The organism is Phycicoccus ginsengisoli, assembly GCF_054779295.1.
In genome coordinates this window covers 42,292-66,576 of the sequence record NZ_BAAGYN010000006.1, presented here as the reverse complement: position 1 = coordinate 66,576, position 24,285 = coordinate 42,292, and the positions used below count along the sequence as shown (strand labels likewise).

25 protein-coding genes and 1 tRNA gene are annotated in these 24,285 nt (G+C 72.5%); 7 read left to right on the top strand and 19 right to left on the bottom strand.

Features of this window, described 5'->3' with window-relative positions:
- Positions 1 to 31: 31 nt before the first annotated feature.
- From ACYVDO_RS11430 to ACYVDO_RS11415, 4 genes are all read right to left on the bottom strand, one after another.
- Positions 32 to 724, bottom strand: coding sequence for a DUF4396 domain-containing protein (locus tag ACYVDO_RS11430; RefSeq protein WP_460935901.1), 693 nt, complete (start codon positions 722 to 724; stop codon positions 32 to 34).
- Positions 725 to 784: 60 nt separating this feature from the next.
- Complete coding sequence (locus tag ACYVDO_RS11425) at positions 785 to 1,600, bottom strand: SCO family protein (RefSeq protein WP_460935899.1); 816 nt, start codon at positions 1,598 to 1,600, stop codon at positions 785 to 787.
- Positions 1,597 to 2,514, bottom strand: a complete 918-nt coding sequence (locus ACYVDO_RS11420) for a cytochrome c oxidase assembly protein (RefSeq protein WP_460935897.1) — start codon at positions 2,512 to 2,514, stop codon at positions 1,597 to 1,599. The genes ACYVDO_RS11425 and ACYVDO_RS11420 overlap by 4 nt, the downstream gene beginning before the upstream one ends.
- A 65-nt stretch (positions 2,515 to 2,579) precedes the next feature.
- Positions 2,580 to 4,256 (bottom strand): chloride channel protein, encoded by a 1,677-nt coding sequence (locus ACYVDO_RS11415; RefSeq protein ID WP_460935895.1) that lies wholly within the window; start codon positions 4,254 to 4,256, stop codon positions 2,580 to 2,582.
- Between the two features lie 462 nt (positions 4,257 to 4,718).
- Between ACYVDO_RS11415 and ACYVDO_RS11410 the strand changes: the two genes are divergently transcribed.
- A complete protein-coding gene (locus tag ACYVDO_RS11410) occupies positions 4,719 to 5,138 on the top strand; it encodes a MarR family winged helix-turn-helix transcriptional regulator (protein WP_460935893.1) in 420 nt (139 codons plus the stop codon).
- A 315-nt stretch (positions 5,139 to 5,453) separates the two neighbouring features.
- Here the strand turns inward: ACYVDO_RS11410 and ACYVDO_RS11405 are convergent.
- Both ACYVDO_RS11405 and ACYVDO_RS11400 read right to left on the bottom strand, forming a co-directional pair.
- Positions 5,454 to 5,527, bottom strand: a tRNA-Met gene (locus ACYVDO_RS11405).
- 82 nt (positions 5,528 to 5,609) lie between these two features.
- Positions 5,610 to 8,540: a UPF0182 family membrane protein gene (locus tag ACYVDO_RS11400; protein ID WP_460935890.1), complete on the bottom strand. Its 2,931-nt coding sequence runs from the start codon at positions 8,538 to 8,540 to the stop codon at positions 5,610 to 5,612.
- 297 nt (positions 8,541 to 8,837) lie between these two features.
- Here ACYVDO_RS11400 and ACYVDO_RS11395 point away from each other — a divergent pair, with 297 nt between their 5' ends.
- Entirely contained in the window at positions 8,838 to 9,374 is a 537-nt protein-coding gene (locus tag ACYVDO_RS11395; protein WP_460935888.1) for a PPA1309 family protein, read from the top strand.
- A 14-nt stretch (positions 9,375 to 9,388) separates the two neighbouring features.
- On the opposite strand, the gene ACYVDO_RS11390 is transcribed toward ACYVDO_RS11395, so the two are convergent.
- The 3 genes from ACYVDO_RS11390 to ACYVDO_RS11380 are packed head-to-tail and all read right to left on the bottom strand — an operon-like array spanning position 9,389 to position 12,215.
- Positions 9,389 to 10,570 carry a YlbL family protein gene (locus ACYVDO_RS11390; protein ID WP_460935886.1) on the bottom strand — a complete coding sequence of 394 codons (1,182 nt, stop codon included), beginning with the start codon at positions 10,568 to 10,570 and terminating at the stop codon, positions 9,389 to 9,391.
- Positions 10,567 to 11,067 (bottom strand): molybdenum cofactor biosynthesis protein MoaE, encoded by a 501-nt coding sequence (locus ACYVDO_RS11385; protein ID WP_460935884.1) that lies wholly within the window; start codon positions 11,065 to 11,067, stop codon positions 10,567 to 10,569. Before ACYVDO_RS11385 ends, ACYVDO_RS11390 begins: the two co-directional genes overlap by 4 nt.
- Positions 11,064 to 12,215, bottom strand: a complete 1,152-nt coding sequence (locus ACYVDO_RS11380; RefSeq protein WP_460935881.1) for an NAD-dependent epimerase/dehydratase family protein — start codon at positions 12,213 to 12,215, stop codon at positions 11,064 to 11,066. Before ACYVDO_RS11380 ends, ACYVDO_RS11385 begins: the two co-directional genes overlap by 4 nt.
- A gap of 62 nt (positions 12,216 to 12,277) precedes the next feature.
- Here ACYVDO_RS11380 and ACYVDO_RS11375 point away from each other — a divergent pair, with 62 nt between their 5' ends.
- Both ACYVDO_RS11375 and ACYVDO_RS11370 read left to right on the top strand, forming a co-directional pair.
- Positions 12,278 to 13,699 carry a zinc-dependent metalloprotease gene (locus tag ACYVDO_RS11375; RefSeq protein ID WP_460935879.1) on the top strand — a complete coding sequence of 474 codons (1,422 nt, stop codon included), beginning with the start codon at positions 12,278 to 12,280 and terminating at the stop codon, positions 13,697 to 13,699.
- Positions 13,696 to 14,301, top strand: a complete 606-nt coding sequence (locus tag ACYVDO_RS11370) for an NUDIX hydrolase (RefSeq protein WP_460935877.1) — start codon at positions 13,696 to 13,698, stop codon at positions 14,299 to 14,301. The genes ACYVDO_RS11375 and ACYVDO_RS11370 overlap by 4 nt, the downstream gene beginning before the upstream one ends.
- Here the strand turns inward: ACYVDO_RS11370 and ACYVDO_RS11365 are convergent.
- Both ACYVDO_RS11365 and ACYVDO_RS11360 read right to left on the bottom strand, forming a co-directional pair.
- A complete protein-coding gene (locus ACYVDO_RS11365; protein WP_460935875.1) occupies positions 14,298 to 14,909 on the bottom strand; it encodes a M48 metallopeptidase family protein in 612 nt (203 codons plus the stop codon). The genes ACYVDO_RS11370 and ACYVDO_RS11365 overlap by 4 nt on opposite strands.
- Positions 14,910 to 14,983: 74 nt before the next feature.
- Positions 14,984 to 15,808 carry an enoyl-CoA hydratase/isomerase family protein gene (locus ACYVDO_RS11360; protein ID WP_460935873.1) on the bottom strand — a complete coding sequence of 275 codons (825 nt, stop codon included), beginning with the start codon at positions 15,806 to 15,808 and terminating at the stop codon, positions 14,984 to 14,986.
- A 132-nt stretch (positions 15,809 to 15,940) separates the two neighbouring features.
- Between ACYVDO_RS11360 and ACYVDO_RS11355 the strand changes: the two genes are divergently transcribed.
- From ACYVDO_RS11355 to ACYVDO_RS11345, 3 genes are all read left to right on the top strand, one after another.
- Entirely contained in the window at positions 15,941 to 16,099 is a 159-nt protein-coding gene (locus ACYVDO_RS11355; RefSeq protein WP_091756008.1) for a DUF5679 domain-containing protein, read from the top strand.
- A gap of 212 nt (positions 16,100 to 16,311) precedes the next feature.
- A complete protein-coding gene (locus ACYVDO_RS11350) occupies positions 16,312 to 17,418 on the top strand; it encodes a hypothetical protein (RefSeq protein WP_460935871.1) in 1,107 nt (368 codons plus the stop codon).
- Positions 17,415 to 18,752 (top strand): ABC1 kinase family protein, encoded by a 1,338-nt coding sequence (locus ACYVDO_RS11345; RefSeq protein WP_460935869.1) that lies wholly within the window; start codon positions 17,415 to 17,417, stop codon positions 18,750 to 18,752. Before ACYVDO_RS11350 ends, ACYVDO_RS11345 begins: the two co-directional genes overlap by 4 nt.
- Before the next feature lie 89 nt (positions 18,753 to 18,841).
- Here ACYVDO_RS11345 and ACYVDO_RS11340 read toward each other — a convergent pair whose 3' ends face one another.
- The 8 genes from ACYVDO_RS11340 to ACYVDO_RS11305 form a co-directional block, all read right to left on the bottom strand.
- On the bottom strand, positions 18,842 to 19,048 hold the full coding sequence (locus ACYVDO_RS11340) for a hypothetical protein (RefSeq protein WP_460935867.1): 207 nt from the start codon (positions 19,046 to 19,048) through the stop codon (positions 18,842 to 18,844).
- Complete coding sequence (locus ACYVDO_RS11335) at positions 19,045 to 19,635, bottom strand: HhH-GPD-type base excision DNA repair protein (protein ID WP_460935865.1); 591 nt, start codon at positions 19,633 to 19,635, stop codon at positions 19,045 to 19,047. The genes ACYVDO_RS11340 and ACYVDO_RS11335 overlap by 4 nt, the downstream gene beginning before the upstream one ends.
- A 9-nt stretch (positions 19,636 to 19,644) precedes the next feature.
- Positions 19,645 to 19,902 carry a hypothetical protein gene (locus ACYVDO_RS11330; RefSeq protein WP_460935863.1) on the bottom strand — a complete coding sequence of 86 codons (258 nt, stop codon included), beginning with the start codon at positions 19,900 to 19,902 and terminating at the stop codon, positions 19,645 to 19,647.
- Between the two features lie 89 nt (positions 19,903 to 19,991).
- A complete protein-coding gene (locus tag ACYVDO_RS11325) occupies positions 19,992 to 21,551 on the bottom strand; it encodes an alkaline phosphatase family protein (RefSeq protein WP_460935861.1) in 1,560 nt (519 codons plus the stop codon).
- 130 nt (positions 21,552 to 21,681) lie between these two features.
- Positions 21,682 to 22,536 (bottom strand): hypothetical protein, encoded by an 855-nt coding sequence (locus tag ACYVDO_RS11320; protein WP_460935860.1) that lies wholly within the window; start codon positions 22,534 to 22,536, stop codon positions 21,682 to 21,684.
- Between the two features lie 612 nt (positions 22,537 to 23,148).
- A complete protein-coding gene (locus ACYVDO_RS11315) occupies positions 23,149 to 23,280 on the bottom strand; it encodes a hypothetical protein (RefSeq protein ID WP_460935858.1) in 132 nt (43 codons plus the stop codon).
- A gap of 158 nt (positions 23,281 to 23,438) precedes the next feature.
- Positions 23,439 to 23,726 carry a WhiB family transcriptional regulator gene (locus ACYVDO_RS11310; RefSeq protein ID WP_460935856.1) on the bottom strand — a complete coding sequence of 96 codons (288 nt, stop codon included), beginning with the start codon at positions 23,724 to 23,726 and terminating at the stop codon, positions 23,439 to 23,441.
- A 249-nt stretch (positions 23,727 to 23,975) separates the two neighbouring features.
- The gene (locus ACYVDO_RS11305; RefSeq protein ID WP_460935854.1) at positions 23,976 to 24,212 is read right to left on the bottom strand and encodes a hypothetical protein; all 237 of its coding nucleotides are present in this window, start codon (positions 24,210 to 24,212) and stop codon (positions 23,976 to 23,978) included.
- Positions 24,213 to 24,285: the final 73 nt, after the last annotated feature.

Genomic DNA, 24,285 nt, shown 5'->3' with positions numbered 1-24,285 from the left:
CCGGCACGGTCGCCCCTGGCGGGGCCACCGGCTACATGGCCTCCTTGATGCCGCGGCGGATGAGCCAGACGTTGGCCGGCCACGCAGTGAAGAACCCGATAACCATGCCGACCTGCATGAGGAACCAGTACGTGACCTGGTTTGGGTGAAGGTGCGGCCCGGGGAAGAACACGAACGCCATCAGGAGCATCCACCCGAACAGTCCGACTTCGAACGCGGTCAGACTCAGGATGTCCGCCTTGATTGCGGCCCTGAGTCCCTCGCGCAGCCCGAACCCGCGCATCGGTGCGATGGCGAAGTACTGGAAGGCCACTCCGAGCAGCACGGCCAGGATGTAGTCGCCGACCATCTCAGCGAAGACCGCGTGCGAGGCGATGGTGATGCCAGCGGCGAAGATGGTGAACTCGGCGACGATGTCGCCGAGGGTGCACCCGGCGCCGCAGTGGCTGACGCCGACAGCGGTCGTGGCCCACCCTGGGTTCTGGGGTGGGTTGTCCACGTCGTGCTCGACCTGCCACCGCTTCGACATCGGTCGGCCGAACCGGCGGTAGGCCCATGACGCGAGTGGGCCGAAGTACAGGGCGGTGACGGGCCAGACCGCCTCCATTACGGGCATTCGTTGGCGGTACCCGCGCACCCACAGGTCGACAGCAATGTCGATCGCGCAGAGCACGGCGACGACGATGGACACCCACGCGAGCGCGTGCAGCCATGGGGGAATCATGTTTGCCTCTCTGTTCGACCGCAGAGGTTGGCGCTGTGGCCGGTGACGGGGGTAAGGAGCTCATGGAAGAGTCAGCCCTGACACGTAGGTGACGGCTTGTTCTACGTCGTGGACGGTCCAACTCGGGTCTTGTGGGGCGGTGAGGTTGTGCTGGCCCTCGTTGTTGAGGAAGCGCAGCATGGGGCCGGCCGGTCGCTTGCCCAAGGTGTTCGGTGTGCCGTCGTCGAGCCAGCGGGCGTGACCGCGTGCGTCGATGACGTAGACGACGTCCTGGTGGTGCACGTCGTACGTGAGGGCGTTCCCCGTCCACCAGTCCCGCGGTGCGGGGGACACGTCCTCCCCGGCCTTCTGGTGGTACACGCCGAGATATGCCCACAGTGCGTCGAGGGGGCGTTGCCCACCCGTGGCCAGGGTCCAGTCCTGCTGCGCTCCGAAGAGCTTCTCGTATGCCGCGAGCCTGGCCGGGGTGTCCCTGTGCGGGTCGACGGTCGCTTCCACGACCTCGACCTCGTCGGACCGGCCGTCGCGATGGGCCGCCTTGGCGACGTCGCGGAGGTTGACGCTGGTCATGGGGCAGACCTCCTGGCACAGGGTCAGGAAGTCGCCGAGCACGACCGTCTTGCCGCGCAGGGAGGCGAGGGTGAAGTGCCGACCGTGCTGGTCGACCAGCGGGAGGTTCGCGATCCGGGCAGGTAGCGGTTCGTCGAGCACCGTTCCCGAGGTCGGCGTGGGTGGTGTCCGCTGTGGGACGGGGTCGCCGCGGCTGCAGCCTGCGAGCATCAGCGCGGCGGCCACGAGGCCCAGCGCCGGCGCGAGTCGGCCTCGCGCGCCGGTCCTCCGGCTGCCGCCACCACTGCCCGCCGTGCCCGTGGTCACCGCACTCCCCGTCCGCGTGGAGGGGTGCTGCCCTCTCGTGCCAGCCGGCCCAGCCAGGCGTTGTAGGCGTCCAGCGCGTCGTCGTGCCGGTCTGCCGCCCGGTCGGACCTCCGTGACTCGCGGTCACTGGCGCGGGCCCACTGCACGAAGAGCACCGCCACCACCAGCAGCGTGGGGATCTCGCTGAATGCCCACGCGATCCCTCCACCGAGCTGCTGGTCGCTCACGGGAACAACGCCCCATCCTGCCGGCGTTGTCCTGAAGGTCCGGACGAGGAGCGTCGTGCTGGTCATCACGATGACGCCGAAGAAGGCGTGGAACGGCATCGCCACGAACAGCTCGAGCATCCGCAGGACCGGACTCGTGGCCCGTGGGCTGGGGTCGATGGCCATGATCGGCCAGAACAGCAGCAGGCCGACGACCAGGAAGTGCACGAGCATCAGGTCGTGTCCCCACCAGGTCCGCATCGCGGCGTCGAACACCGGGGTGAAGTAGAGCCCGTAGAGGCTGACGATGAACAGCGGCAACGTGACCGCAGGCTTCGTGACCACTGACAGGACCCGGCTGTGCAGGCACCGGACGACGGCGCGCCTGAGGAACGAACCGGCGCCCCGAGACGGTGTTGCCCGCAGGCACAGCATGACCGGAGCGCCCATGAGCAGCAGGAGCGGTGAGACCATGCTCAGCACCATGTGCTGGACCATGTGGACGCTGAAGAGCCGCATGGCATACCCGTTGAGGGCGGTGCCCGTGACGGCGACGACGGTGACGAGGCCGCCGGTGAAGCTGATCCACCTGCCGACGGGCCAGGTGTGGCCGCGCCGGTGCAGGCGCAGGACGCCCCAGCTGTAGGCGATGAATGCCGCCAGGCACAGGGCCGGGAGCAGCGGAAGGGGCTGCGGGTGCCAAGCCACCAGGTTCCGCAGCACTGGTGGGTGCAATGGCATCCACATCAGGGCAGCGGTGGTGGGTCCCACGGTCACACCTGCTCTGGAGTGGCCGACTCGTTCGTCGTCGGTGACTCCGCGGCGGCGGTGCGTCGGGCGGTGAACAGGGCGCGGTAGTCGAGCCAGCCGATGACGGTGTCGTCGTCGTCGACGACGGGCAGGGCGCTGGTGTCGTCGCGCGACAGGGCCTCGGCGGCGGTGTCGAGGCTGTCGTTGCCCCGGATGACGGTGGGGACCTCGGTGGCCATCGACGCGGCTGCTGCGTCGTGTCGTCCGTCGGCGAGGGCGGCGGAGACGCCGCGGGCGGTGACCACCCCGAGGTAGTCGCCACTCGCGGCAAGGACGGGCAGGATGCCGAACCGGCTGCCGGCGAGGGCGGTCGCGACGTCGGCGAGGGTGGCGTCCTCGGAGACCGGCTGGGGTACCGAGGTCATGACCTCGCGCACCTGGACGGGTCCGTGGTGGACTGGCAGGGTCTCGGGGCGGGCCAGGGCGACTCCGCGGCGCCGCAGCTTCAACGTGTAGATGGTGTCCGGTGAGAGGCGGTGGCTGATGCCGGTGGCCAGCACGATCGCGGCCATGAGCGGGAGGATGATCGTGTACTCGCCGGTCAGCTCGAAGAGGATGATCACGGCTGTGATGGGTGCGCGCGCCGCACCCGCGAACACCGCGCCCATGCCGATGAGGCCGTAGGCGCCGACCGGCCCTGCGATGCCGGGCGCGAGCGTGTGGGCTGCTTCGCCGAACCCGGCGCCGAGCATGGCGCCGATGAACAGGCTGGGGGCGAAGACGCCGCCGGAGCCCCCGATGCCGATCGTGAGGCTGGTCGCCACCATCTTGCCGAGCAGGAGCAGCAGGAGGAAGGCGACCGTGTAGCGGCCGTCCACGGCGTTGCCCAGGACGGGGTAGCCGACGCCGTACATCTGGGGGAGCACGAGCAGGAGCAGCCCGAGCACGATGCCGCCGACTGCCGGGCGCAGCCACTCGGGGCCGCGCCACACGGTGTCGCACAGGTCCTCGATCGCGTAGAGCACCTTGGTGAACACCACGCCCACCCCGCCCGCGAGCAGGCCGAGCAGGGCGAAGAGGAGGTACTCGGAGGGGTGCTGGACCGTGAAGGAGGGCAGGCGCAGGAAGGGCGTGTCGCCCAGCACTGCGCGCCCGATGACGCTGGCGGCGACTGAGGAGAGCACGACCATGCCGAACGCCTGGGCGGTGAAGTCGGCGAGGATCAGCTCCATCGCGAAGAACACCCCGGCCAGGGGTGCGTTGAAGGTTGCCGCGATCCCCGCCGCTGCCCCACAGGCGACGAGGACGCGCAGCCGCACCTCAGGGACGCGCAGTGCGCGGCCGAGGGTGGAGCCCAGTGCGGAGCCGATCTGCACGATCGGGCCCTCGCGTCCCACGGACCCGCCGCCACCGATGCACAGTGCCGACGCCAGGGCCTTGACCGCTGCCACCTGGGGTGCGATCCGGCCGCCACGGTGGGAGACGGCATACATGACCTCCGGCACGCCGTGCCCGCGTGCCTCCCGGGCGAAGAAGTGCACCAGAGGGCCGTAGAGCAGGCCGGCCACGACCGGTGCGCCGATGACGAACCAGCGACCCAGGGCGGGTAGCGACGGGTGGGCGGCGCCGGCAGCGCCGGCATAGTCCGCGTGTCCCGAGAACAGCAGCGTGAACGTCCGGATCAGCCACCGGAAAAGCACCGCGAAAGCCGCGGCGGCACCCCCTACAGCGAGCGACAGCCCCAGCAGACCGGCATTCGAGGTCCGCGCCTCCGCGCGGAGTCGGCCACCCGCAGTCCCGGCGAGCCGGCGCCGGCCCCCCGCCGCAATGGTCACGGGTAGGGAAGCGGCAGAGGCGTCGGACATGAGTTGCATAGTGCAATACTTGTCCCGATCAACACAAGCTGAGGCGGGAGGGCGGACCCCTTCGGCCGCTGGGGCGGACCTCGGAACGTAGGAGCGCGGAGGGCGCCTCAGCAGGGCCCGACGGGCGGCAGGGCCCGGCTGGAGCTTCCCACCCAATGAGTTGCACTGTGCAAGAATCTTCTGTCCCGCACACGGATGCCTCGCGACCTGGCGAGGCCAACCACCTTCGGAGTGCCCATGCCCGCAGATGAGCGTGACGTCGACGACCTGGTGACGGCACTCCTGACAGCCTCACGCGTGCTCGTCGGGGTGTCTGCTCGCTCGCTGGCCCACTTGGACGGGTCCGTCACGGTCACCCAGTTCCGGGTGTTGGTCGTCCTGCGCGGACACGGGGAGACTCGGCTGAACCTGCTTGCTGAACGCTTGGGGGTGAGCCCGTCGACTGCCCTGCGTTCCGTTGACAGGCTCATCGCCGCCGACCTGGTCACTCGCCGGGAGAACGACCTCGATCGCCGTGAGGTCGTCATCGACCTGACCGCCAAGGGGCGGCAGGTGGTGGACGAGGTGACGGCGCTGCGACGGTCGGCGATACGCACGATCGCCGAGACCATGCCGCGAGTCGAGGCAAGGCAGCTCGTCCAGGCGTTGACCGCTTTCGCCGTCGCGGCGGACGAGCCCACGGCGGTCCTGGACGCGGCGACGGTGTGGGGCTGGTGACTCCCCCACGCACGGGCACAGTCACACCACGGGCACGCTCGGTTTGGTCGCCGTCCGTGAGGGCCTTCCCGGCCCCCCAGGGCGAGGAAGACCCTGAACCTGCTTGGTCAGCTGCCGGTCCCGCTGGCCCTGGGATCCGGGCAGTTGTGGGGACATCGCGGGTTCTCCGTGGTGCGGCGGCCCGGTTGGCCGCGTATGCACCGAACCGGTCAGAAGTCGCTACGGGAGAGGGCACATGGGTGCCCGAGAACGCGATCAGCCCCCCAGGCGGCCTGGGGGGCTGATCGTCAACACTTGGAGCGAAGTGTTGATTTGTAGCGGGGGCAGGATTTGAACCTGCGACCTCCGGGTTATGAGCCCGGCGAGCTACCGAGCTGCTCCACCCCGCGTCGGTAGTCCCCACCATACGGGACTCCCTGCGAGCGGACCAAATCGGGTGCCCGCACCGCCCTCCGCCACTCCCTCCCCGGCCTACTTCGACGTCGTCGCGCTGGGCGACGGCGTCGTGGCGGTGCCGGAGGGGGTCGGCGTCACCGTGGCGGTGCCGCCCTTGGGCGAGGCGGCCACCGCACGCTTGATCGCGTCGTCCAGCTTCTTCTGCGCCTCGCCGTAGGCCGCGAAGTCCCCCGCCTTGAGCGCCTTCTGGCCGTCGTCGTACGCCGCCTGGATGTCGGCGAGCGCCTGGGCCAGTGCGGCGTTCCCCGTCGAGGGCGTCGTCGGGGTGGTGGGGGTGGTCGGCGTCGAGCCCGAACCGGACCCGGTGCCGGTGCCGGTGCCGGAGTCGCCGGCCGTCGCCCCGGACCGGCCGCCGAACAGCCCGTCGAGGGCGCCGTCGAGGGTGTCCGACCACGCCAGCTTGTTGCCGAACGCCACGACCGTCGCCCGCGATAGCGGGAACGAGGACGTGCTGTTGGCGCTGACGTAGATCGGCTGCACGTAGAGCAGGCCACCACCGACAGGCAGGGTGAGCAGGTTGCCGAGCGTGACCCGGGAGCCCTGCTGGCGCGCGTTGTTGAGGAACTGGCTCAGCGTCAGGCTGAACGCCGGCGAGGTCTGGTTGGAGGAGTTGATGTCGTTCTGCACCTGACCGGGCCCGCGGACCTGGCTGTCCTTGGGCAGCTCGAGCAGCCGCAGCTTGCCGTAGTCGGCGCTCGGCTTGCCGCTGGTGGAGCCGGCGTCCGCGTCGACCGCGAGGAAGCCCGACAGCACCTGCCGGTCACCGACCGGCTTGAAGGTCGTCGTCAGGGAGAACTTCGCGCTGTCCTGGTCGGGCATCTTCAGGGTCAGGTAGTACGGCGGCTGGACGACGTTGCGCGCCTCCTGCGCCGGGTCCTCGGGGACCTCCCAGTAGTCCTGGCCGCCGTAGAACGAGGCGGCGTCGGTGACGTGGTAGCGGGTCAGCACCTGCCGCTGCACCTTGAACAGGTCCTCCGGGTAGCGCAGGTGCGCCATGAGGTCTCCGCTGATCTGCGACATCGGCAGCACGGTGCCGCCGAACGCGTTGCCCCAGGCCTTGAGCAGGGGGTCCTGCTCGTCCCACGAGTAGAGCTTGACCGCCCCGCTCTCGGCGTCGACCGTCGCCTTGACCGAGTTGCGGATGTAGTTGACCTGCCCGCTGCCGATCGGCCGCACCGCCGACGAGGTGGCGGTCGTGGAGTCGGACGTGGCGTTGTCGATCTCCTGCAGGCGCGAGTAGGGGTAGTCCGCCGTGGTGGTGTACCCGTCGACGATCCACTGCACGCGCCCGTCGACGACGGCGGGGTAGGGGTTGCCGTCGAGGGTCAGCCACGGGGCGACGCGCTCGACGCGCTCCAGCGGCGTGCGGTGGTCGAGGATGCGGCTCTGGTTCGTCACCGCGTCGGAGAGCAGGAAGTTGAGCTCGCGGTACTTCAGCGCGTAGGCCACCTTGCGGGGGAACGAGCTGAGCTTGACGCCTCCCCCGCCGTCGTACGTCGTGTTCTTCTGCCCGGCCGTGCTGTTGTCCGGGTAGTCGAACTCACGCGGAGCCGCGCCGGCCGGGCCTCCGACGATGGAGTAGTCGGGCGACTGCTCACCGAAGTAGATCCGCGGCTGGAAGTCGCCGAGGGGGCCGGTCTGCGGGATGTTCTGCTCGTAGAAGACGGGCTCCCCGTCGGCCGTGCGCTGGTTGCCGTACGCGGCGACGACCCCGAAGCCGTGGGTGTAGACCGTGTGGTCGTTGAGCCAGTTGCGCTGGTTCTGCGGGACGCCGCTGAGGTCGAGCTCGCGGACGGCCACGACGGTGTCGCGCACCTTGCCGTCGATCTTGTAGCGGTCGACGTCGAGGGCGTCGGGGAAGGCGTAGTAGGACTTGACCGACTGCAGCTGCTTGAACGTGGGCGAGACCACGATCGGGTCCACGAGCCGGATGCCCGGGATCGTCTCCGCGTCGTCGCGCAGCTGGTCCGGCTTGGCCTCCGTGGTGGCGGTGTACGGGGTGCTGTCCACCCCGTCGATCGAGAACGCCGCCCGGGTGGCATCGATGCTGCGCTGGATGTACTTCTGCTCCAGCGACTTCTCCGAGGGCTTGACCTGGAACCGTTGGACGAGGGCGGGGTAGATGCTGCCCACGACGATGGAGGTCACGACGAGGAGGCCGACCCCGACCGCCGGGAGCCGCCACGACCGGGTCCAGATGGACGCGATGAAGAGGGCGGCCGTCATGACGGCGGCCACCGCGAGGATGACCTTGGTCGGGAGGACGGCGTTGGCGTCGGTGTACCCGATGCCAGTCAGCAGCCGGTTCTCCTTGGTGGCCAGGCCGTACCGGTCGAACCAGTAGCTGGCCGCTCGCACGAGGACCAGCGCGGCGAGCAGGACGGCGAGGTGGGTGCGGGCCGCGCGCGTGGTCCGCTCCCCGCGGCCCTGGATCTGCAGGCCGCCGTAGACGTAGTGGGTGAAGGCGGCGGCCACGAGGGCCATGACGAGCGCCATCGTGAGGAAGCCCAGCAGGAACCGGATCCAGGGCAGGGTGAAGACGAAGAACGACAGGTCGAGGTGGAACTGCGCGTCCGTCCTCCCGAAGGAGACACGGTTGCGCCACAGCAGGTAGGTCTTCCACTGCCCGGCCGCACCCGTGCCGGCGAGCAGGCCGAGGACGCCCGGGATGACGACCATCGCGACCTTGCGCAGCGGCTCGATCGCCTCGCGGTACTGGTCGAGGTTCTGCTGCTGGGGAGTGACGGGGGCGTAGATGGGTCGCGTCCGCCAGCCGATGACCAGGCTGGACGCGACGAGGGCCGCGGTGAGCACGAAGCCGAGGACGAAGAGCACGACCTTGGTGCCGAGCTCGGTGACGAGGACCGAGCGGTAGCCGACGGAGTCGAACCAGAGCACCTCGGTCCACAGCGAGGCCGCGACCGAGACCACGATCCCGAGGGCCACGACGATCGCGATCGTCGGGCCGAGCGGTCCCCGGCGGCGGGAGAAGTTCAGGGTCGGCGGCCGCCTGCCGCCCGAACCACCGCGTGGACCGCCACCCGGTCGCCCGCCCTCGCCTGGGGACTCGCCCGGCCCGAACCACTCCGAAGAACTCACACCACGCCCGATCTGCCTCGCGAGCAGCCACCCCGGCCACCTGCTGGTAGTGGGACCAACTTACCGATCCCCCCTGGGGTTCCCGGGAGGCGGTGGGCCCGACCGCGCGCCGGGCGCCGCCGCGGCATACGGCACGATGAGCGGGTGAGCCACAGCAGCCGTCCCGTCGCGGACCCGTTGTCCATCGCCGCGCTCGACACCGAGCGCCACGTCGCCGCGTCCGGCTGGGACCAGAACCCGCGGCTGTTCGCCCTCGTCCCCACCGCCGACCTGCTCGAGCGCGAGCCGCACCTGCGGGCCGGCATGCACGGCTCGGACCTCGCCGAGGGCGCCCTCAGCGCGATCGAGCAGGAGGACCTGCCCCCCACCTCGAACCTCGAGTCGCTGCTCGGCGGCATCGCCTGGCCCGCGACCGTCGTGGGGGCGGCCCTGGCGGTCGAGCGGATCGTCGTGCCGCCGGAGGCCGAGCGGGACCTGCCGGTGGACGCCCAGTCCGCGGTCGACGCCCTCGCGGCGCACCCCTCCCGGCAGGACGTGCGGCTGCTCGTCGCCGTGACGCGGGACGGGCAGAGCCGCTGCCTGCTGCGCCAGCGGGCCCACGACAGCGACGACCAGGTCGCGCTCGGCGACGACATCGCCCCCGGGCTGGTCCACGCCCTGCGGGCCACGCTCCAGGGCTGAGGAGCCCGCGCCGGCTACTTCGTGCAGGTCGGCAGGGTGTCCCCGCGCTTGGCCGCGATCGCCTCGACCGCCGACCTCGCCTGGTCGAACGTGGCGATCCGGACCACCCGCAGCCCGTCCGGCACGTGCCCGACGACCTCTGAGCAGTTGTCGGCCGGGGCGAGGAACCACTGCGCCCCGCCGTCGTGGGCGCCGACGAGCTTCTGCCGGATGCCGCCGATCGGGCCGACGGCGCCGGTGTGGTCGATCGTGCCCGTCCCGGCGATCCTGGCTCCGCCGGTCAACGCCCCCGGCGTCAGGGTGTCGTAGAGGCCGAGGGCGAACATCGTGCCGGCGGAGGGACCGCCGACGTTGCCCGCGTCGATCTTCACCGAGAACGGGAAGTCGAAGCGCACCCCGAGGAACACCCCGATGGTCGTGCGCCCACCTGCGTCGCGCGTCTTCGCCTCGACCTCCACCTGCTTGCCGCCGCGCACCAGCCCCAGGCGCACCGGCTCCCCCACCTTGTGCCTGCCGATGGCGGTCCGGATGGCGTCGGAGCCGTCCACGGGCGCGCCGTCGACGCTCACGATCTCGTCACCCCGGCGCAGCACCGCCCGGTTCGGGCTGTCGGAGGTCACCTGCGCGATGACGACGTGCTGCACGACCTTCTGCCCCAGGGCCTTCAGGGCCACCGCGATCGCCTCCTGCTGCGAGTCCGCCATCTCGGCGGCGCCCTCCTCCTCGACCTGCTTGTCGGTGATGCCCTTGGGGAAGTAGGCCTCCTCGGGGTCGATCTCCTCGTCGGGGTTGAGGCCGGCCTCGACCAGGTCCCAGACCGTGACACGGAACCCTGGCCCGCCGGCCACCCGCACGGTGGTGAAGTCGAGGGCGCCCTCGGTCGGGTACGTCCTGGCCCCGGAGACCGTGATCAGGGGCGTCTTGCCGTCCGCGATGATGTTGGTGACCGGGCCCGGCTTGAGGATGACGTAGGGCAGCCCGATCATCGTCGACAGCGCCCCGAGGGCGATGACGAGGAAGCCGCCCACGAGGACGACCACTGACCGGCGGCCGAGCCGGTGGGGGTCCTGGCCGAGGCTGTCGGCGCCCTGCGGCCCCTGCGGGCCGGACGGACCGCTCGGCCCGGTCGGCCCGGTCGGCCCGGTCGGCCCGTCGGGCCCGGTCGGCGGGGGCGACGAGGTGGACGGGACCGTCACGGCAGGCCCACCCACTCGTCGGTGCCGTCGGCGAAGCGCTGGTGCTTCCAGATCGGGACGGTCGACTTGAGGGTGTCGATGAGGTCGCGGCAGGCCTCCATCGCCGCACCGCGGTGCGGGGCCGACACGGCGACGACGACGGCCAGGTCACCGACCTCGAGGTGGCCGGAGCGGTGGACGGCCGCCACCCGCGCGACACCGTGGCGTGCCGCGACCTGGGCACAGACCCGTTCCAGCTCGTCTGCGGCCGTCGGGTGGCTCGAGTAGTCGAGGGCGGCCACGGACTCACCGTGGTCGTGGTCGCGCACGACGCCCACGAACAGCGACACGGCCCCGCAGCGGGGGTGCCGCACGGCGTCGAGCACCTCGTCGACGCCGAGGGGCTCGTCGCGGACGAGGGCGAGGACGACCTCGGCGTCCTGCGTGGCCTCGCCGGTGGTCTCGGTGGTGGTCTCGCCCGTGGTCTCGGTGGTGGTCTCGGTGGTGCGGTCGGTCATGACCCGCCCTTCCTGCGGCGACGCCGCATGATGGCCGCGGTGCCCACGAGGGCGACCGCGGCGCTGGCCGCCCCCAGGGCGGCGTCCTTGCGGTCGAGGCGTCGTGCCGCGACCGCGTGCGAACCCCGGATGGCGTCGAGGAGCACGCCGAGGCAGGTCTCGTTGTCGTGGACCGGCACCCACCCGTGGTCCAGCAGACGCTGTGCCGACACCGCCCAGGGGAAGGCGACGAAGGCGAGATCACTGGCAGGTGCCGGCAAGACGCCAACGCGGTGCAGGCGGTCCGCGGTTCCCATGGCGGCCCCCAGGCTCAGCTCGACCGGACGCATACCCGTGAGCCGCTCGAGGTCGCGCTGGGCCAGGTGACCCGGTGCGCCGACCGAGACCGCGCCGTCGATCCCCTGCGCCACGACGAGCGCCACGGCCGAGCCGAGGTCGTCGACGTGGCAGAACTGCCAGGCGGGGTCGGTGCCCCGGACCGTCAGCAGCCGGGGCGCCTCGAAGTGCCGGGTGAGCACCGTGTCGACGCCGTCCCCGACGAGGGTCGCCGGGCGGACCGCGGTGATCCGCAGCCCCGGGTGCACGTCGCGAGCGACCCCGACGAGCTGCTCGACGTCCATGAGGTCGCCCACCTGGCCCTCGTCGCTCGGCGCCCGCAGCGGCGAGTCGTCCCCCAGCGGCACCGGGTTGTCGGGGTGGGCGCCGTAGACCTGGGCGCCGGTCACGACGACGAGGTGGCGCACGCCCGCCGCGGCGGCAGCCGTGATGACGGTCTGCGCGCGGCGCAGGTTCCGCTCACGCCGGACCCGGGTGCCCAGGGCCAGGTCGGCGTCGAGGTCGGTGCTCGTCGCGACGTAGGCCGCGGCCTGCACGCCACGCAGCGCCTCCGCGAGGGTGGGGTGGGCGGGGTCGCACTGCCGGAACTCGACGCCGCCCACCGGGGGGCGCTCCACGTCGACGGCCAGGACGGTCCCGATCCGCGCCTGCGGACCCCGGGCCCCGGCCACGGCGGTCCCACGGGCGGCCGTCGTCACCAGGGCGCGCAGCAGGGCCTGGCCGGCGGCGCCGGTGGTGCCGACGACCGCGACGTCGACGGCGCTACGCCTCGAGCGAACTGCACCCCCCTGGGCGCCCGCTGGGGAACTCACCGTGGCCTCCGCGTGGTTGTCTTGGACGAAGCCCATCCTCTCAGGACTCCCGAGGAGCCGTTGTGCCCGACCACCCCGACCTGCCCGACCGTCCGGGCGACGACGACTCCGGGCTGTCCCCCGAGCTCGAGCAGGTGCTGCGCCGGCTCACCGGCGGGGCCGCCCTCGACCCGCAGATGGTGCAGGCACTCAAGGACATGGGCGTCGACCGGGTCGACCCCGCCATGCTGGAGATGATGGCCGGGCAGGTCCAGGCGATGTTCAGCGGCGCGGGAGCCGGCACCGACGAGGCCTTCAACGTGAGCCTCGCGACCGACACGGCACGCGCCACCGTCTCGGCCGAGGGCGACACCGTCGTGTCGCAGGCCGCGCGCCGCCAGATCGACCAGGCCGTCCAGGTCGCCGAGCTGTGGCTCGACCAGGTGACGGCATTCGAGGCCCCCGGGATCAGCACGCACGCGTGGAGCAGGGCCGAGTGGGTCGAGGCCACGATGCCGACCTGGCGCGACCTCGTCGGCCCGGTGGCCGAGGGAGTCGGGCGCGCCGTGAGCGACGCCATGCGCGCGCAGATCGCCGAGATGGGCGAGCACGGCATCCCCGAGGGGATGCTGCCCGAGGGCCTGCTGCCGCCCGGTGTCGACCCGGCCGCGATGCTCGGGCAGATGGAGCCGGTGCTGTCCCGGATGAGCGGCTCGATGTTCGGGCTGCAGGTGGGGCAGGCTGTCGGCGCCCTCGCCTCCGAGACGGTCAGCGGCACCGAGGTCGGCCTGCCGCTGGTGCCGGACCGGTCGGTCGCGCTGCTGCCGGCCAACGTCGAGGCGTTCGCCGAGGGCCTCGAGGTCGACCTCGACCAGGTGCGCCTCTACCTCGCGGTCCGCGAGGCGGCCCGGGTCCGGCTGTTCGCCCAAGTCCCGTGGATCGGGCCCCAGCTGCTGGCCGCCGTCCGCGACTACGCCCGCGACATCACGATCGACACCGACCGGATCGAGTCGGCCCTGCAGTCGGTCGACCCGAGCGACGCCACCGCCCTGCAGTCGGCCCTGCAGGACCAGCTGTTCCGGCCCGAGCCCAGCGCCTCCCAGCGGGCCGCGCTGAGCCGTCTGGAGACCTACCTCGCGCTGGTCGAGGGGTGGGTCGACGTCGTCGCCGAGCGCGCCACCCGCGACCACCTCCCGCAGGCCGCCTCCCTCGCCGAGGCCATCCGCCGCAGGCGGGCCACGGGCGGTCCGGCGGAGAAGGTGTTCTCCGGGCTCGTCGGCCTCGAGCTGCGGCCCCGCCGTCTGCGCGACGCCGCGAACCTCTGGGCCGCGCTGGAGTCACGGCACGGGCAGGAGGGCCGGGACGCGGCCTGGGGTCACCCCGACGTGGCCCCGACCGCTGCCGACCTCGACGACCCGCTCGGCTACGTGGACCGGGTCGGCACCAGCCAGGACAGCGACCTCGACTCGGCCCTGGACCAGATCCTGCGCGAGGGCGAGCAGTGACCGGACGCGACGCGGGCACCGCCACCGACGTGCCCGCGGCATACCTCGCCCTGCGCGACGACGCCGTCGCGGCGCTGGAGGCGTGGCAGGCACCGGACGCCGGCCAGGAGCAGTGGCGCCGGGAGTTCCTCGAGCTGTGCGCGGCCCACCCCGACGCGCTGTGGAAGCAGGGGCCGCCGCAGCACCTGACGACGGGTGCGATCGTGCTCAACCCCTCCCTCGACCGGGTGCTGCTCACCCACCACCGCAAGGCCGGGATGTGGCTGCAGTTCGGCGGCCACTTCGAGCCGCAGGACGCCTCCGTGCACGCGGCCGCCACCCGCGAGGCGCGCGAGGAGAGCGGGCTGCCCGACCTCGTGCTCGACCCGCGGATCGTCGAGCTGCACCGGCACGAGCTCGTCGCCGCAGCGTTCGGCCGGTGCGCCGAGCACCTCGACATCAGGTATGCCGGGGTGGTGCCGGACGACGCCGGGTACGCCGTGAGCGAGGAGTCCCTCGACGTGCGCTGGTGGTCGGCCGACGAGCTGCCGGCCGAGAGCGCGCACGAGATCGGCCCGATGGTGCAGGCCGCGCGCCGGCTGCTCGGCCAGTCCCCCGGCTAGTCCTCGGTCGGGGCGAACTCCAGGGCCGCCTGCCCCGGAGCCCCGTCGGGCTCGTCGACGTCGTCGAGCTCGTCGACCAGCGGCTCGGCGGCTGCGTCGCCGTCGGACAGCTCCAGGCCGGCAGCGGCCGCGACGCCCTCGAGGTACCCCCGCGCGCGCTCGAGCCGGGGATAGCCCGACAGCAGCGCCCAGAACTCGGGTCCGTGGCCGGGGGCGAGCAGGTGCGCGAGCTCGTGCAGCACGACGTAGTCGAGGACGTAGCCCGGCATGCCCTTGACCCGCGAGGAGATGCGGATCGTGCCGTCGGAGGGGGTGCACGACCCCCACCGGGACTGCTGGTTGCCGACCCAGCGGATCGAGGTGGGCTTGGCCAGGCCGCCGAGGTAGCGGGTGGACAGCTCGGCCGCCCGCGCGCGCAGCTGGGCGTCGCTCGGCCGACGCCGGCGGTCACCCCGCTCGAGCCGCTCCACCATCGTGGCCACCCACTGGCGCTCCTCGGCCTTGGTGAACCGGGCGGGGATGAGCACGATCGTGCGGCCGCCCTCGCGGTAGGCGCTGACGGTACGGCGCCGCCGCCGGCTGCGCCTGACCTCGATGTCGGTGCTCACGCTCCCACGATAGGCGAGGGGTGGGACATTTCCCCTGTTCCGGCACGCCCGGGCACCCCCGGCGGTCGCTCCCGTCAGCGGCCGTGGAACTCCGGCCGGCGCCGTGCGGCTGCTGCGGCGATGCCCTCGTGGACGTCCTCCGTGGCCAAAGTGGTCGCCTGGGCGAGCGCCTCCCACTGCAGGGCGGTGCCGAACGAGTCGTGCCCTCCCCCGCGCAGCGCCTCGAGCGTGAGCCGGGTGGCGACGGGGGCGGCTGCGGCGACCCGGTCGGCCGCCGCCAGCGCCTGCTCAAGGACCTCCCCGGCGCCGAAAGCCGCGGAGACGAGGCCGAGCCCGACCGCCTCGCTGCCCGTGACCACGCGCCCGGTGAGCAGCAGGTCCCGGGCCACGGCCGTCCCCGCCACGTCGGGCAGCGTCCACGTGGTCGCCATCCCGGGGTGCAGCCCCAGGGACGTGAACGGCACCCCTAGCCTGGCGTCCGCGGCGGCATACCGGATGTCGCAGGCGAGGGCGAGCGCGAACCCCGCGCCGATCGCGGCCCCGTTCACCGCCGCGATGGTCGGCACCGGCAGGTCCCGCACGGTCAGCCACGAGCGGTAGAAGGCGAGCATCCGCGAACGCAGGTCGGGCACGGAGGCCTCCGGCTCGGAGACGATCCACGACAGGTCGCCACCCGCGCAGAACGCCGGAGCGGCGCCGGTGACCACCACCGCCGCGAGCTGCTCGTCGGCCGCCAGCCGCCCCATCAGCTCCACCCAGGAGCGGGTCATCGCCGCCGACATCGAGTTGCGGCGCTTGGGCAGGTCGAGGGTGATCACGGCCACCCGGCGCCCGGAGGCCTCGCGGAGGTGGACCGACAGGTCCTCCAGGTCGGTCTCCCACCAGGTCAGGGCGCTCATGGGGGCGAAGACTAGGGGGTCCGCTGAGCACGACGCCACCGCCCCCCTTGCGGGATTTTGTGCTCAGCATGGTCTAGGTTGGCCGAAGTCCGACACCGCACCGTGCGGTGTGATCGACAAGGAGACATCGCGATGGCAGACGAGACCTACAAGGGCGAGTTCTACTGTGTCAAGTGCAAGGAGAAGCGCGAGGCCGAGGGGAAGGTCGTCGAGACGAACGGCCGCCGCATGGCCAAGGGTGTGTGCCCGGTCTGCGGCACCAACCTCAACCGCATTCTCGGCAAGGCCTGATACAGGGCTTTCCCATCGCGAGGGGCGGACCCGACCAGCCGGTCGGGTCCGCCCCTCGCTGCGTCCCCGTCGCCTCGGCGCCGTCCCCGGTGAGGCTGTGGCTGATGGGCAGTGCCTGAGGGGTTATGGCTGAGGGGCTGTGGCTGAGGGCAGTGCCTGATGGGCTGTGGATGACCCCCGCACCCCGCGGACGCTGTGCCAGATTGGCTGGCATGACCGACCGCCAGCTCCCCAAGCTCCTCGGGCCGCTGCTGCACCGGGGCCCGGGACAGGTGCAGGTCGGCGTCGACCCGGCTCGTGCGGTGGTGCTGGACGGCCTGCTCGAGGACGAGGTGGGGGCGCTGCAGGCGCTCGACGGCACGCACCCGGTCCCGGGTCCGCTGGCCACCCCCGACGGCGCGCGCGTGCTCGCCCTGCTGGCGGACTGCGGGCTGCTCGTCGACGCGTCCGGGCCACGCTCGCTGCCGCCGGCCGAGCGCGCGCTGCTCGACGACGACGTGCAGGCGCTGCTGCGTCTCACCACCCCCTCCCAGGACGGGTATGCCGTGGCCGGCGCCAGGCGCGCCTCCTGCGTCCTCGTGGCGGGGCGGGGATCCGTCCCCGATGCGGTCTCTGGCACCCTGCGCCGCGCCGGGGTGGGCACCGTGCACACCGGCCGGGTGGCCGCCGACGCGTGGGAGCAGGACGACCTCGACCGGGCCCGCGAGCCCGGTCGGCCCGCGTCCGGTCCACCCGCGTCCGGTCCACCCGCGTCCGGTCCGCCGGCGTCCGGTCGGGCCGCCCCCGGTGCCGGGCTGCCGGCCCCCGGCCTCGTCGTGCTCACCGCCAGCCACGCCCTCGACCCCCGGGCGGCGCAGCCCTGGCTCAGGCGGGACGTCCCGGTGCTGCCCGTCGTGGTGGGGGCGACCGAGGCGGTGGTGGGTCCCGTCGTCGACCCGCGCGTGCCGGACGGGCCGTGCCTCGCCTGCCTCGACCTGTCGCGCACCGACCTCGACCCCGCCTGGCCGCGGCTGCTCGAGCAGCTGACGCGCCCGACCGTGGGCGCCGACCCCGAGATCGGCGGCGAGGCGAGCCTGGTGGCCATGGCGGCCGCGATGACGGCGATGGTGGGGCTCGGCGTCCTCGACGGCCGGACCCTGCCGACGGGCCGCTCGCTCGAGGTCGGGCTGCCCTGGCCGGGCGTGCGCCAGCGGTACTGGTCGGCCCACCCGAGGTGCACCGGGGCGCACGGTCCGGCCGTCTCCCGACAGGCCGCTGACGACACGGTGGCGAGCCCTGCCGACGGTCAGGATGCTCCACAGGTGAGAATGGCCGGGTGAACGAGCTACCCCGGCGCGCGGTCAGCCGCACGGCCCGACTGGCCAGCCTGCCCCTCGGCTTCGCGGGACGCACCGCGGTGGGACTGGGCAAGCGGGTCGGCGGGAAGCCCGCAGAGCTCGTCGCCGCGGAGCTGCAGGCCCGCACGGCCGAGCAGCTGTTCCGCGTGCTCGGTGAGCTCAAGGGAGGTGCGCTGAAGTTCGGGCAGGCCATGTCCATCATGGAGGCGGCCATGCCCGAGGAGCTCGCCGGCCCGTACCGGAGCACGCTGACCAGGCTCCAGGAAGCGGCGCCTCCGCTGCCTGCCTCCACCGTGCACAAGGTGCTCGCCGAGGAGCTCGGCCCGCGCTGGCGGACCTCCAAGTTCGCCTCGTTCGACGACACCCCGGCCGCGGCCGCCTCGATCGGCCAGGTCCACCGCGCCGTGTGGCGCGACGGGCGGCCGGTGGCGGTCAAGATCCAGTACCCGGGGGCCGGGCCGGCCCTGCTCTCCGACCTCAACCAGCTCGCGCGCGTGGCCCGCCTCGCCGGCGGCTGGATCCCCGGGATGGACATCAAGCCCATCACCGACGAGCTCAAGTCCCGGATGACGGAGGAGCTCGACTACAACCTCGAGGCGGGCAACCAGCGCAAGTTCGCCCGCACGTTCCGGGACGACCCGCACTTCGCCGTCCCCGACGTGCTCGTCAACAGCGAGCACGTCATCGTCTCGGAGTGGATGGACGGCACGCCGCTGTCACGGATCGTCGACTCCGGCACGAAGGAGGAGCGCGACGCCGCGAGCGCGAGGTACATGGAGTTCCTCCTCGTCGGCCCCGCCCGGGCGGGACTGCTGCACGCCGACCCGCACCCGGGCAACTTCCGCCTCCTGCCCGACGGCCGGCTGGGTGTCATCGACTACGGCGCGGTCAACCGCCTCCCCCAGGGCCTCCCGCAGGAGATGGGCCGACTGGTCTCCGCGGCCCTGTCGGGCCAGGCCGACCAGCTCGAGGCCGGCCTTCGCTCCGAGGGCTTCATCAAGCCCTCGATGAGCATCGACGCCGAGGCCCTGCTGGAGTACCTCGACCCCTTCATCGAGCCGCTGCGGCACGAGACCTTCACGTTCAGCCGGCCGTGGCTGCGCTCGGTCGCGGCCCACGTCAACGACGTCCGGAGGCCGGAGTTCCTCGTCGGCATGAAGCTCAACCTGCCGCCGTCCTACCTCCTCATCCACCGCGTCTGGCTGGGTGGCATCGGGGTCCTGTGCCAGCTCGGGGGGACGGTGCCGGCGCGCCAGATCGTCATCGACCACATGCCGGGTATGCGGCTGCGGCACCTGCCGCCGCCCGTCGACTGACCCGCGGCGTCACCTCACGCCGGGCCGGCTCCACGGCCCTGCAGTCCTGCGTCCTGCGGCACGTCGGCCGGCCGGGCGGGCGCCGCTCCTCACCACCAGGCGGAGTCGAGCTTGCCCTCGATGCTGCGCAGGTGGCGGCGGCTGCACCGGTCGCAGGTCCAGACGTCGCGGCCGTTCTCGGTCCCGCGCGACCAGGTGAGACGGGCGAGTCCGTCGTCCTGCGCCGCCGTCCCGCAGGTGGCGCACACGACCGGGTCGCCGTCGGCGGGCCCGGGTCCGCCCGGTGACGTGGTCACGACCCCGCCGCCGCCTTCGCCGCCTTGGCCTCGGCCTTGGCGGCCTGCTTGAACTCACGCACCTTCTGCAGCGACTGCGCGTCGACGACGTCCGCCACCGAGCGGTAGGAGCCGTCCTCGGCATACGGCCCGATGGCCTCCTGCCAGCCCGCGGGACGCACGCCGAGCTGCTTGCCGACCAGCGCCGCGAAGATCCGCGCCTTCTGGTCGCCGAAGCCGGGCAGCGCCCGCAGTCGCGCGAGCAGGTCCTCGGCGTCGGCCGCCTCGGCCCAGATCCGGCGGGCGTCGCCGCCGTACTCGTCGCGGACGACGGCCGCCAGCTGCTGGACACGCCCGGCCATGGAGCGGCCGTAGCGGTGGATGGCGGGCGGGGTCGAGCAGAGGTCGGCGAACGCCTCCGGCTCGGCCGCCGCGATGGCCGCGGGGTCGAGCGTGCCGAAGCGGCTGCTGATCTTCCACGGTCCCCGGAACGCGTGCTCCATCGGGTACTGCTGGTCCAGCAGCATGCCGACGAGCAGGGCGAACGGGTCCTCGCTCAGCACCTGGTCGGCGGCGTCGTCCTGGGCGATGCGGATCTGGGTGGCCATGCGGGCAGACTAGCCACCCGCGGGACCGCCACGGTAGGCGTCGTACGGCGGCCTCGCGGTCGCCCGACGGCGACGTCTGCGGCGGTACGCGAATCCAGTCAGGCTCAAGGCCATCCACAGCGGCACCCACCACAGCATGAACCCCGCCTCGTTCTCGGGGAACCAGCCCAGCCATCCCCAGAGCGCCAGCATCACGCAGGTGGTCACCACGGTCTCGAGCACCGCGCCACGCCAGGTCGAGGGCTCCCAGCCGGTGATGGCCCACACGCGTCGCAGCCACGTCCGGACCCCTGGCTCCCCCCGTCATGGAGGAAGCATGCCGTGGCCGCGATCCACGTGCCAGAGCCGGCCGCGGGTCAGAGCAGGTAGACGAAGCCCGGGCCCTCGTCGCGGTACGGGATCCCGAGCGCGTCGAGGGCCGGGCGCCACGACCCGGTGACGGACGGGTCGGAGGCCTCGAAGCCGTGGTCGGCCGTGAGCAGGAAGGCCACCTCGTCGAGGACGCCGAGGCCCTCGAGGTGGTCGAGGAACGTCACGAGCCGGGCGTCGGACTGCTCGAGGGCGTGACGGGCCATGTCCGACCTCGGCCCGCCGCCGTGGTGGCCGGCATCGGTGACGGTGTTGGCCCACCAGGTGAGGGTGGGGGCGCTGTCGGCGTCGCCCCAGAGCTCCATGACCTGCTGCAGGCCGAGGTCGTCGACCTGCACCGCCCATCGGAAGTAGTCGTCGGCGAGGTGCGAGGGGTCGCGCAGGTAGGCCGACTCGGCCGGCTCGGGCAGCGCGCCCTCGCCGGCCCTCGTGGCCGCCTCGAACCCCCCGACGGCGCGCAGCAGGGCCATGGTGCCGTAGTCGGCGCCGCGGTCGATCGCCTCGTCGACGCTCGCCGTACGCGGCGAGTCTCCCTGGGGCCCATGGTCGTTCACCATCTCGAAGACCGTCCTGACACCCGGTCGGAGCCACTCGGCCGAACGGTGCCAGGTCTCCGGGTCGTTCGGCACGACCTGCTGCCCGGTGGCCCGGTCGTAGTAGACGTTGCCCAGCACCCCGTGCCGCCCGGGCCCGACGCCGGTGAGGATAGAGGTGTGGTTGGTCAGCGTCACGCTCGGGAACTCCGCCACGGCACCACCGCGCAGGGCGAGCCCCCGCTCGACGAGCCGGGCCACGCCCGGCAGCCGACCGGCCTCCGCCATCGCCAGCAGCTCGCCGCAGTGGGCCCCGTCCCAGAGGATGCCCACGACCCGGCGCCGCCGGGCGCTCCCCTCGCCGCGACGGGGGCGGACCGGCTCCGCGCCGGGGCCGACCGGCTCCGCGCCGGGGCCGACCGGCTCCGCGCCTGCGAGGGGCTCGAGGTGCTCCAGCAGTGGCCGGCCGTCGAGAGGCTTCCCGTCGGCATCGCGCAGGTCCTCCTCCGGCACGCCGGCCAGGACGGCGAGGGTCGGCGCCACGTCGACGAGCCGGGCGTGGTCGTCGACGTACCCGAGCCGCCGGACGCCCGCCCCCGACAGCACCAGGGGAGCACGGGACTGCACGACGTCGAGCGACCCGTGCTCGCCGACGTGCCCACCCTCGTCCGGGAAGAAGTGCCTGGGCGTGTGCAGGACGGCGACGTCGGGCGAGCGCTCCGCGTCGGCGAACAGCGACCGGATCCGCTGCGCGGCATACGGGTAGGAGTTGTCCGTGGAGACGGCGGGACTGGGGCAGCGCAGCTCGCGCTCGTAGGGCAGGAAGGCCATCGGGTCCTCGCTGGCCACCGGGTCGGTTCCGCGCACGACCTCGTGGCGGCCGTCCTCGTGCAGGCGGACGGCGCCGACGGCGTTGGCGGCGTGGGCCACCCCGTCCTCGACCCAGAGCACCAGGTCGACCACCGTGGCCAGCTCGGGCACGCACAGGGCTCGGACGACGGCGTCACGCGACATGTCGCGACCCTAGGACAGTCGAGGAGTCAGGACATGCCGAGCGGCGGCCACCGGCCTCGGCATGTCCTGACTCCTCGACACGCCAGCAGGCGACCCAGAGCGTCTCGGTAGGAATCCGGGCTGGTCTCGGTCAGCCCCGGGGACCGCGGGCGAGACCGGGACTCTGCGGGCCCGGGAGGCTCTGCGCGTAGAAGCGGAGCACGTCATCAGGGGCCGGCACGGGCCCGAAGCTCAGCCCGTCCCACGTGACGTGGTCGCCGAAGTCCCAGATGGCAGTGCCGAGGTAGCGCGGGTCGGTCTGGGCGCCGCTCGCGGCGACCGCGTTCGTCGCGGCCTTGGCGTACTCGAGCATCGGGTAGCCGGTGGCACCCGTCGCGTCCGGGACGCACGACCCGGGTGCGGTGGCCGATTCCGCGCAGGTCGTGAACTCGTGGGCCGACGCCGAGGCGGGGAGGCCGAACCCGTACCGGAGGTGCAGCCGGTTGGCCCAGCGCTTGGTGTCCGCCGCCTCGCGGACGGCTGCCTGCCGGTAGGCCTCGATGCCGTTGAGGGTGCCGGCGGGTGCGCTGCTCAGGTCGTAGAGCGAGTCCATGAAGTAGCCGTTGCCGTAGCCGTTCAGGATGTCCTGCACGTTGGCGGCCGACTCCGTGCCGGGCCGGATCGAGGCCGCGAAGGTGAACACCGAGAAGAACCGGCCGCGCGGGTGGGCTGCATCGACGCAACCGAACGGGTCGGCCGCCTCCCCCACCCCGTGCCGGCCGGCGAAGTCCTTCGCGATCTGCAGGTAGAAGTGGTACTGCCCGTTGCGGCTGGTCACGTCGAAGGGCTCGAGGTCGAACTGGATGCCGTCCGCATAGGGGTCGGCGCAGACCTGGGCGGCCACCTTGTCGGCGTAACCCGTGGCCAGCTCGGGGCTGAGCTCGTTGAACCCCTGGAGGTACCCCGCGGCGTCGGTGCGACCGTCGATGATCGGGGAGACCACCACAGACGAGCGCCCACCGGAGCTGAAGGCGTCGTGGTAGGCCTTCGTGCGGGCCCGGCCCTCGCCCCCGGCGCGTAGAAGGCGTAGAGGTCTCCCGCCGTGCACTTCCTGCCGTCGTTGTCCGGGCAGTACATCTCGAGGTCGGTGCCGTAGCTGTAGACCTCGTTGAGCTGCCGACCCGGCAGTGCCTCGCTGTTGTAGGCCTTGATCGCGTCGGCCCACTGTCCGAGGGCGGTGGCGTCGTACACCCACGCCGAGTTCGCCTTGGGCGGGAAGGCAGCCGCCGCCTGCCCGCTCGCGTCCGGTGCAGCACCGCTGCCGGCGGACCCGGCCCCGAGGCCACCGGCCGTGGCAGCCGGGGCCGCCACGAGCGCGGCCGCCAGGGAGAGTGCCGCCAGCCCGACGGCGGCCCGAGCCCGCGGCCGGCCTCTGCGGCGCTCCCCGCGAGCCCGGAGCTCGCCATGGTCACGGCTGGGGGTGCCGACGGTCAGGAAGGGGTGCGCCCGGTTCATCCGACTTGTCTAGACCACTTGGCCCAGGCGGTCAATGGGTAGGGCGGCTCTGACGTGCGACAGCCCCGGAGGACTGGTCCTCCGGGGCTGTCGGATCGGGGGGTCACCGGGCCAGCATCCGAGGCAGCGCGAGCAGCATCTCCTGCTGCGCGCGGGCCTCGAGCCGGCGCTGGTACTCCCGCTCCCGGCGCGTGCGATGAGCACGAGCGAGGTCGGCGTACAAGGCCTGGAACATGGCTGTTCTCCTGTGTTCGACAAACGGGTGGTGGTGGTGCGGGGAGCCTGACGGCTGCCCCGCGGGGTCGGCGCCCCCCGGCACCGACCCCGCGGGCGCCCCCTCCGGCACCCCCGCGTACGGGGTCACGTCGACCTGACGGTGCTGCTGGACGAGCGTCATGCGGCGACCGGGTTCTTCCTCGGGCGACCGCGCGGACGCTTGCGGGCGACGACGGCTCCCTGGACGAAGAGCTCACCGCCCCACACGCCCCACGGCTCGGACCGGTCGAGCGCGCCGGCGAGGCACGCGGTGACCGCCGGGCACGTCCGGCACAGCGACTTGGCGAACTCGACGTCGGCCGGGCTCTCGGCGAACCACATCTCGGCGTCGTTCTCTCGACACGGGATGCCGGAGCCGGTCGTCGCGGCCTGCTCGTTCAGGTCGTGAAGTGCGCTCAGATGCATCGGGTGTCACCTCCCCTTCTCGTCCCCGCCACGGTGGTGGCGGCATCTTCGGTGATCGTCCTGGCCGGCTGGTCCCCGGTGGAGGGCCGACCCGTTCTGTTCGGAGTCATGGTCTTCGCTGTCGTGCAGTTCAACTGGTGGTACTTCTTCCTGACTGGTCGAGCGGAAGAAATCTGTCGGGCAAACAGAAAGGCCGCGGATCCCGGGTTCGGGTTCCGCGGCCTTGGAAGAGACCTGGTGGCGATATGCCTAGACAGGTGGCTCTCCGAAGGGGCGGAACACGAAGTCCTTGCGGGCGATGCCGGCACCGAGACCGTCGACGTAGAACGTCGGGGCCGGGGCATCCGTGAGCACGACGGACGCGGACACAGCAGTCCCCTGGACCCAGCCCTGGGCGCCTGCGAGGACGACTCGGCCGGCCTCGGGGCACACGGAACGGACGCGGGACATGTCGGTCGCGTCGATCGTCATCGTGGTGTTCTCCATGGGGCCTGCCCTCCTTCGTCCGTTCCGTCGGTCCCCAGCCCGTCGGGTGCGACGGCTGGGCTGTGCGTCCCAC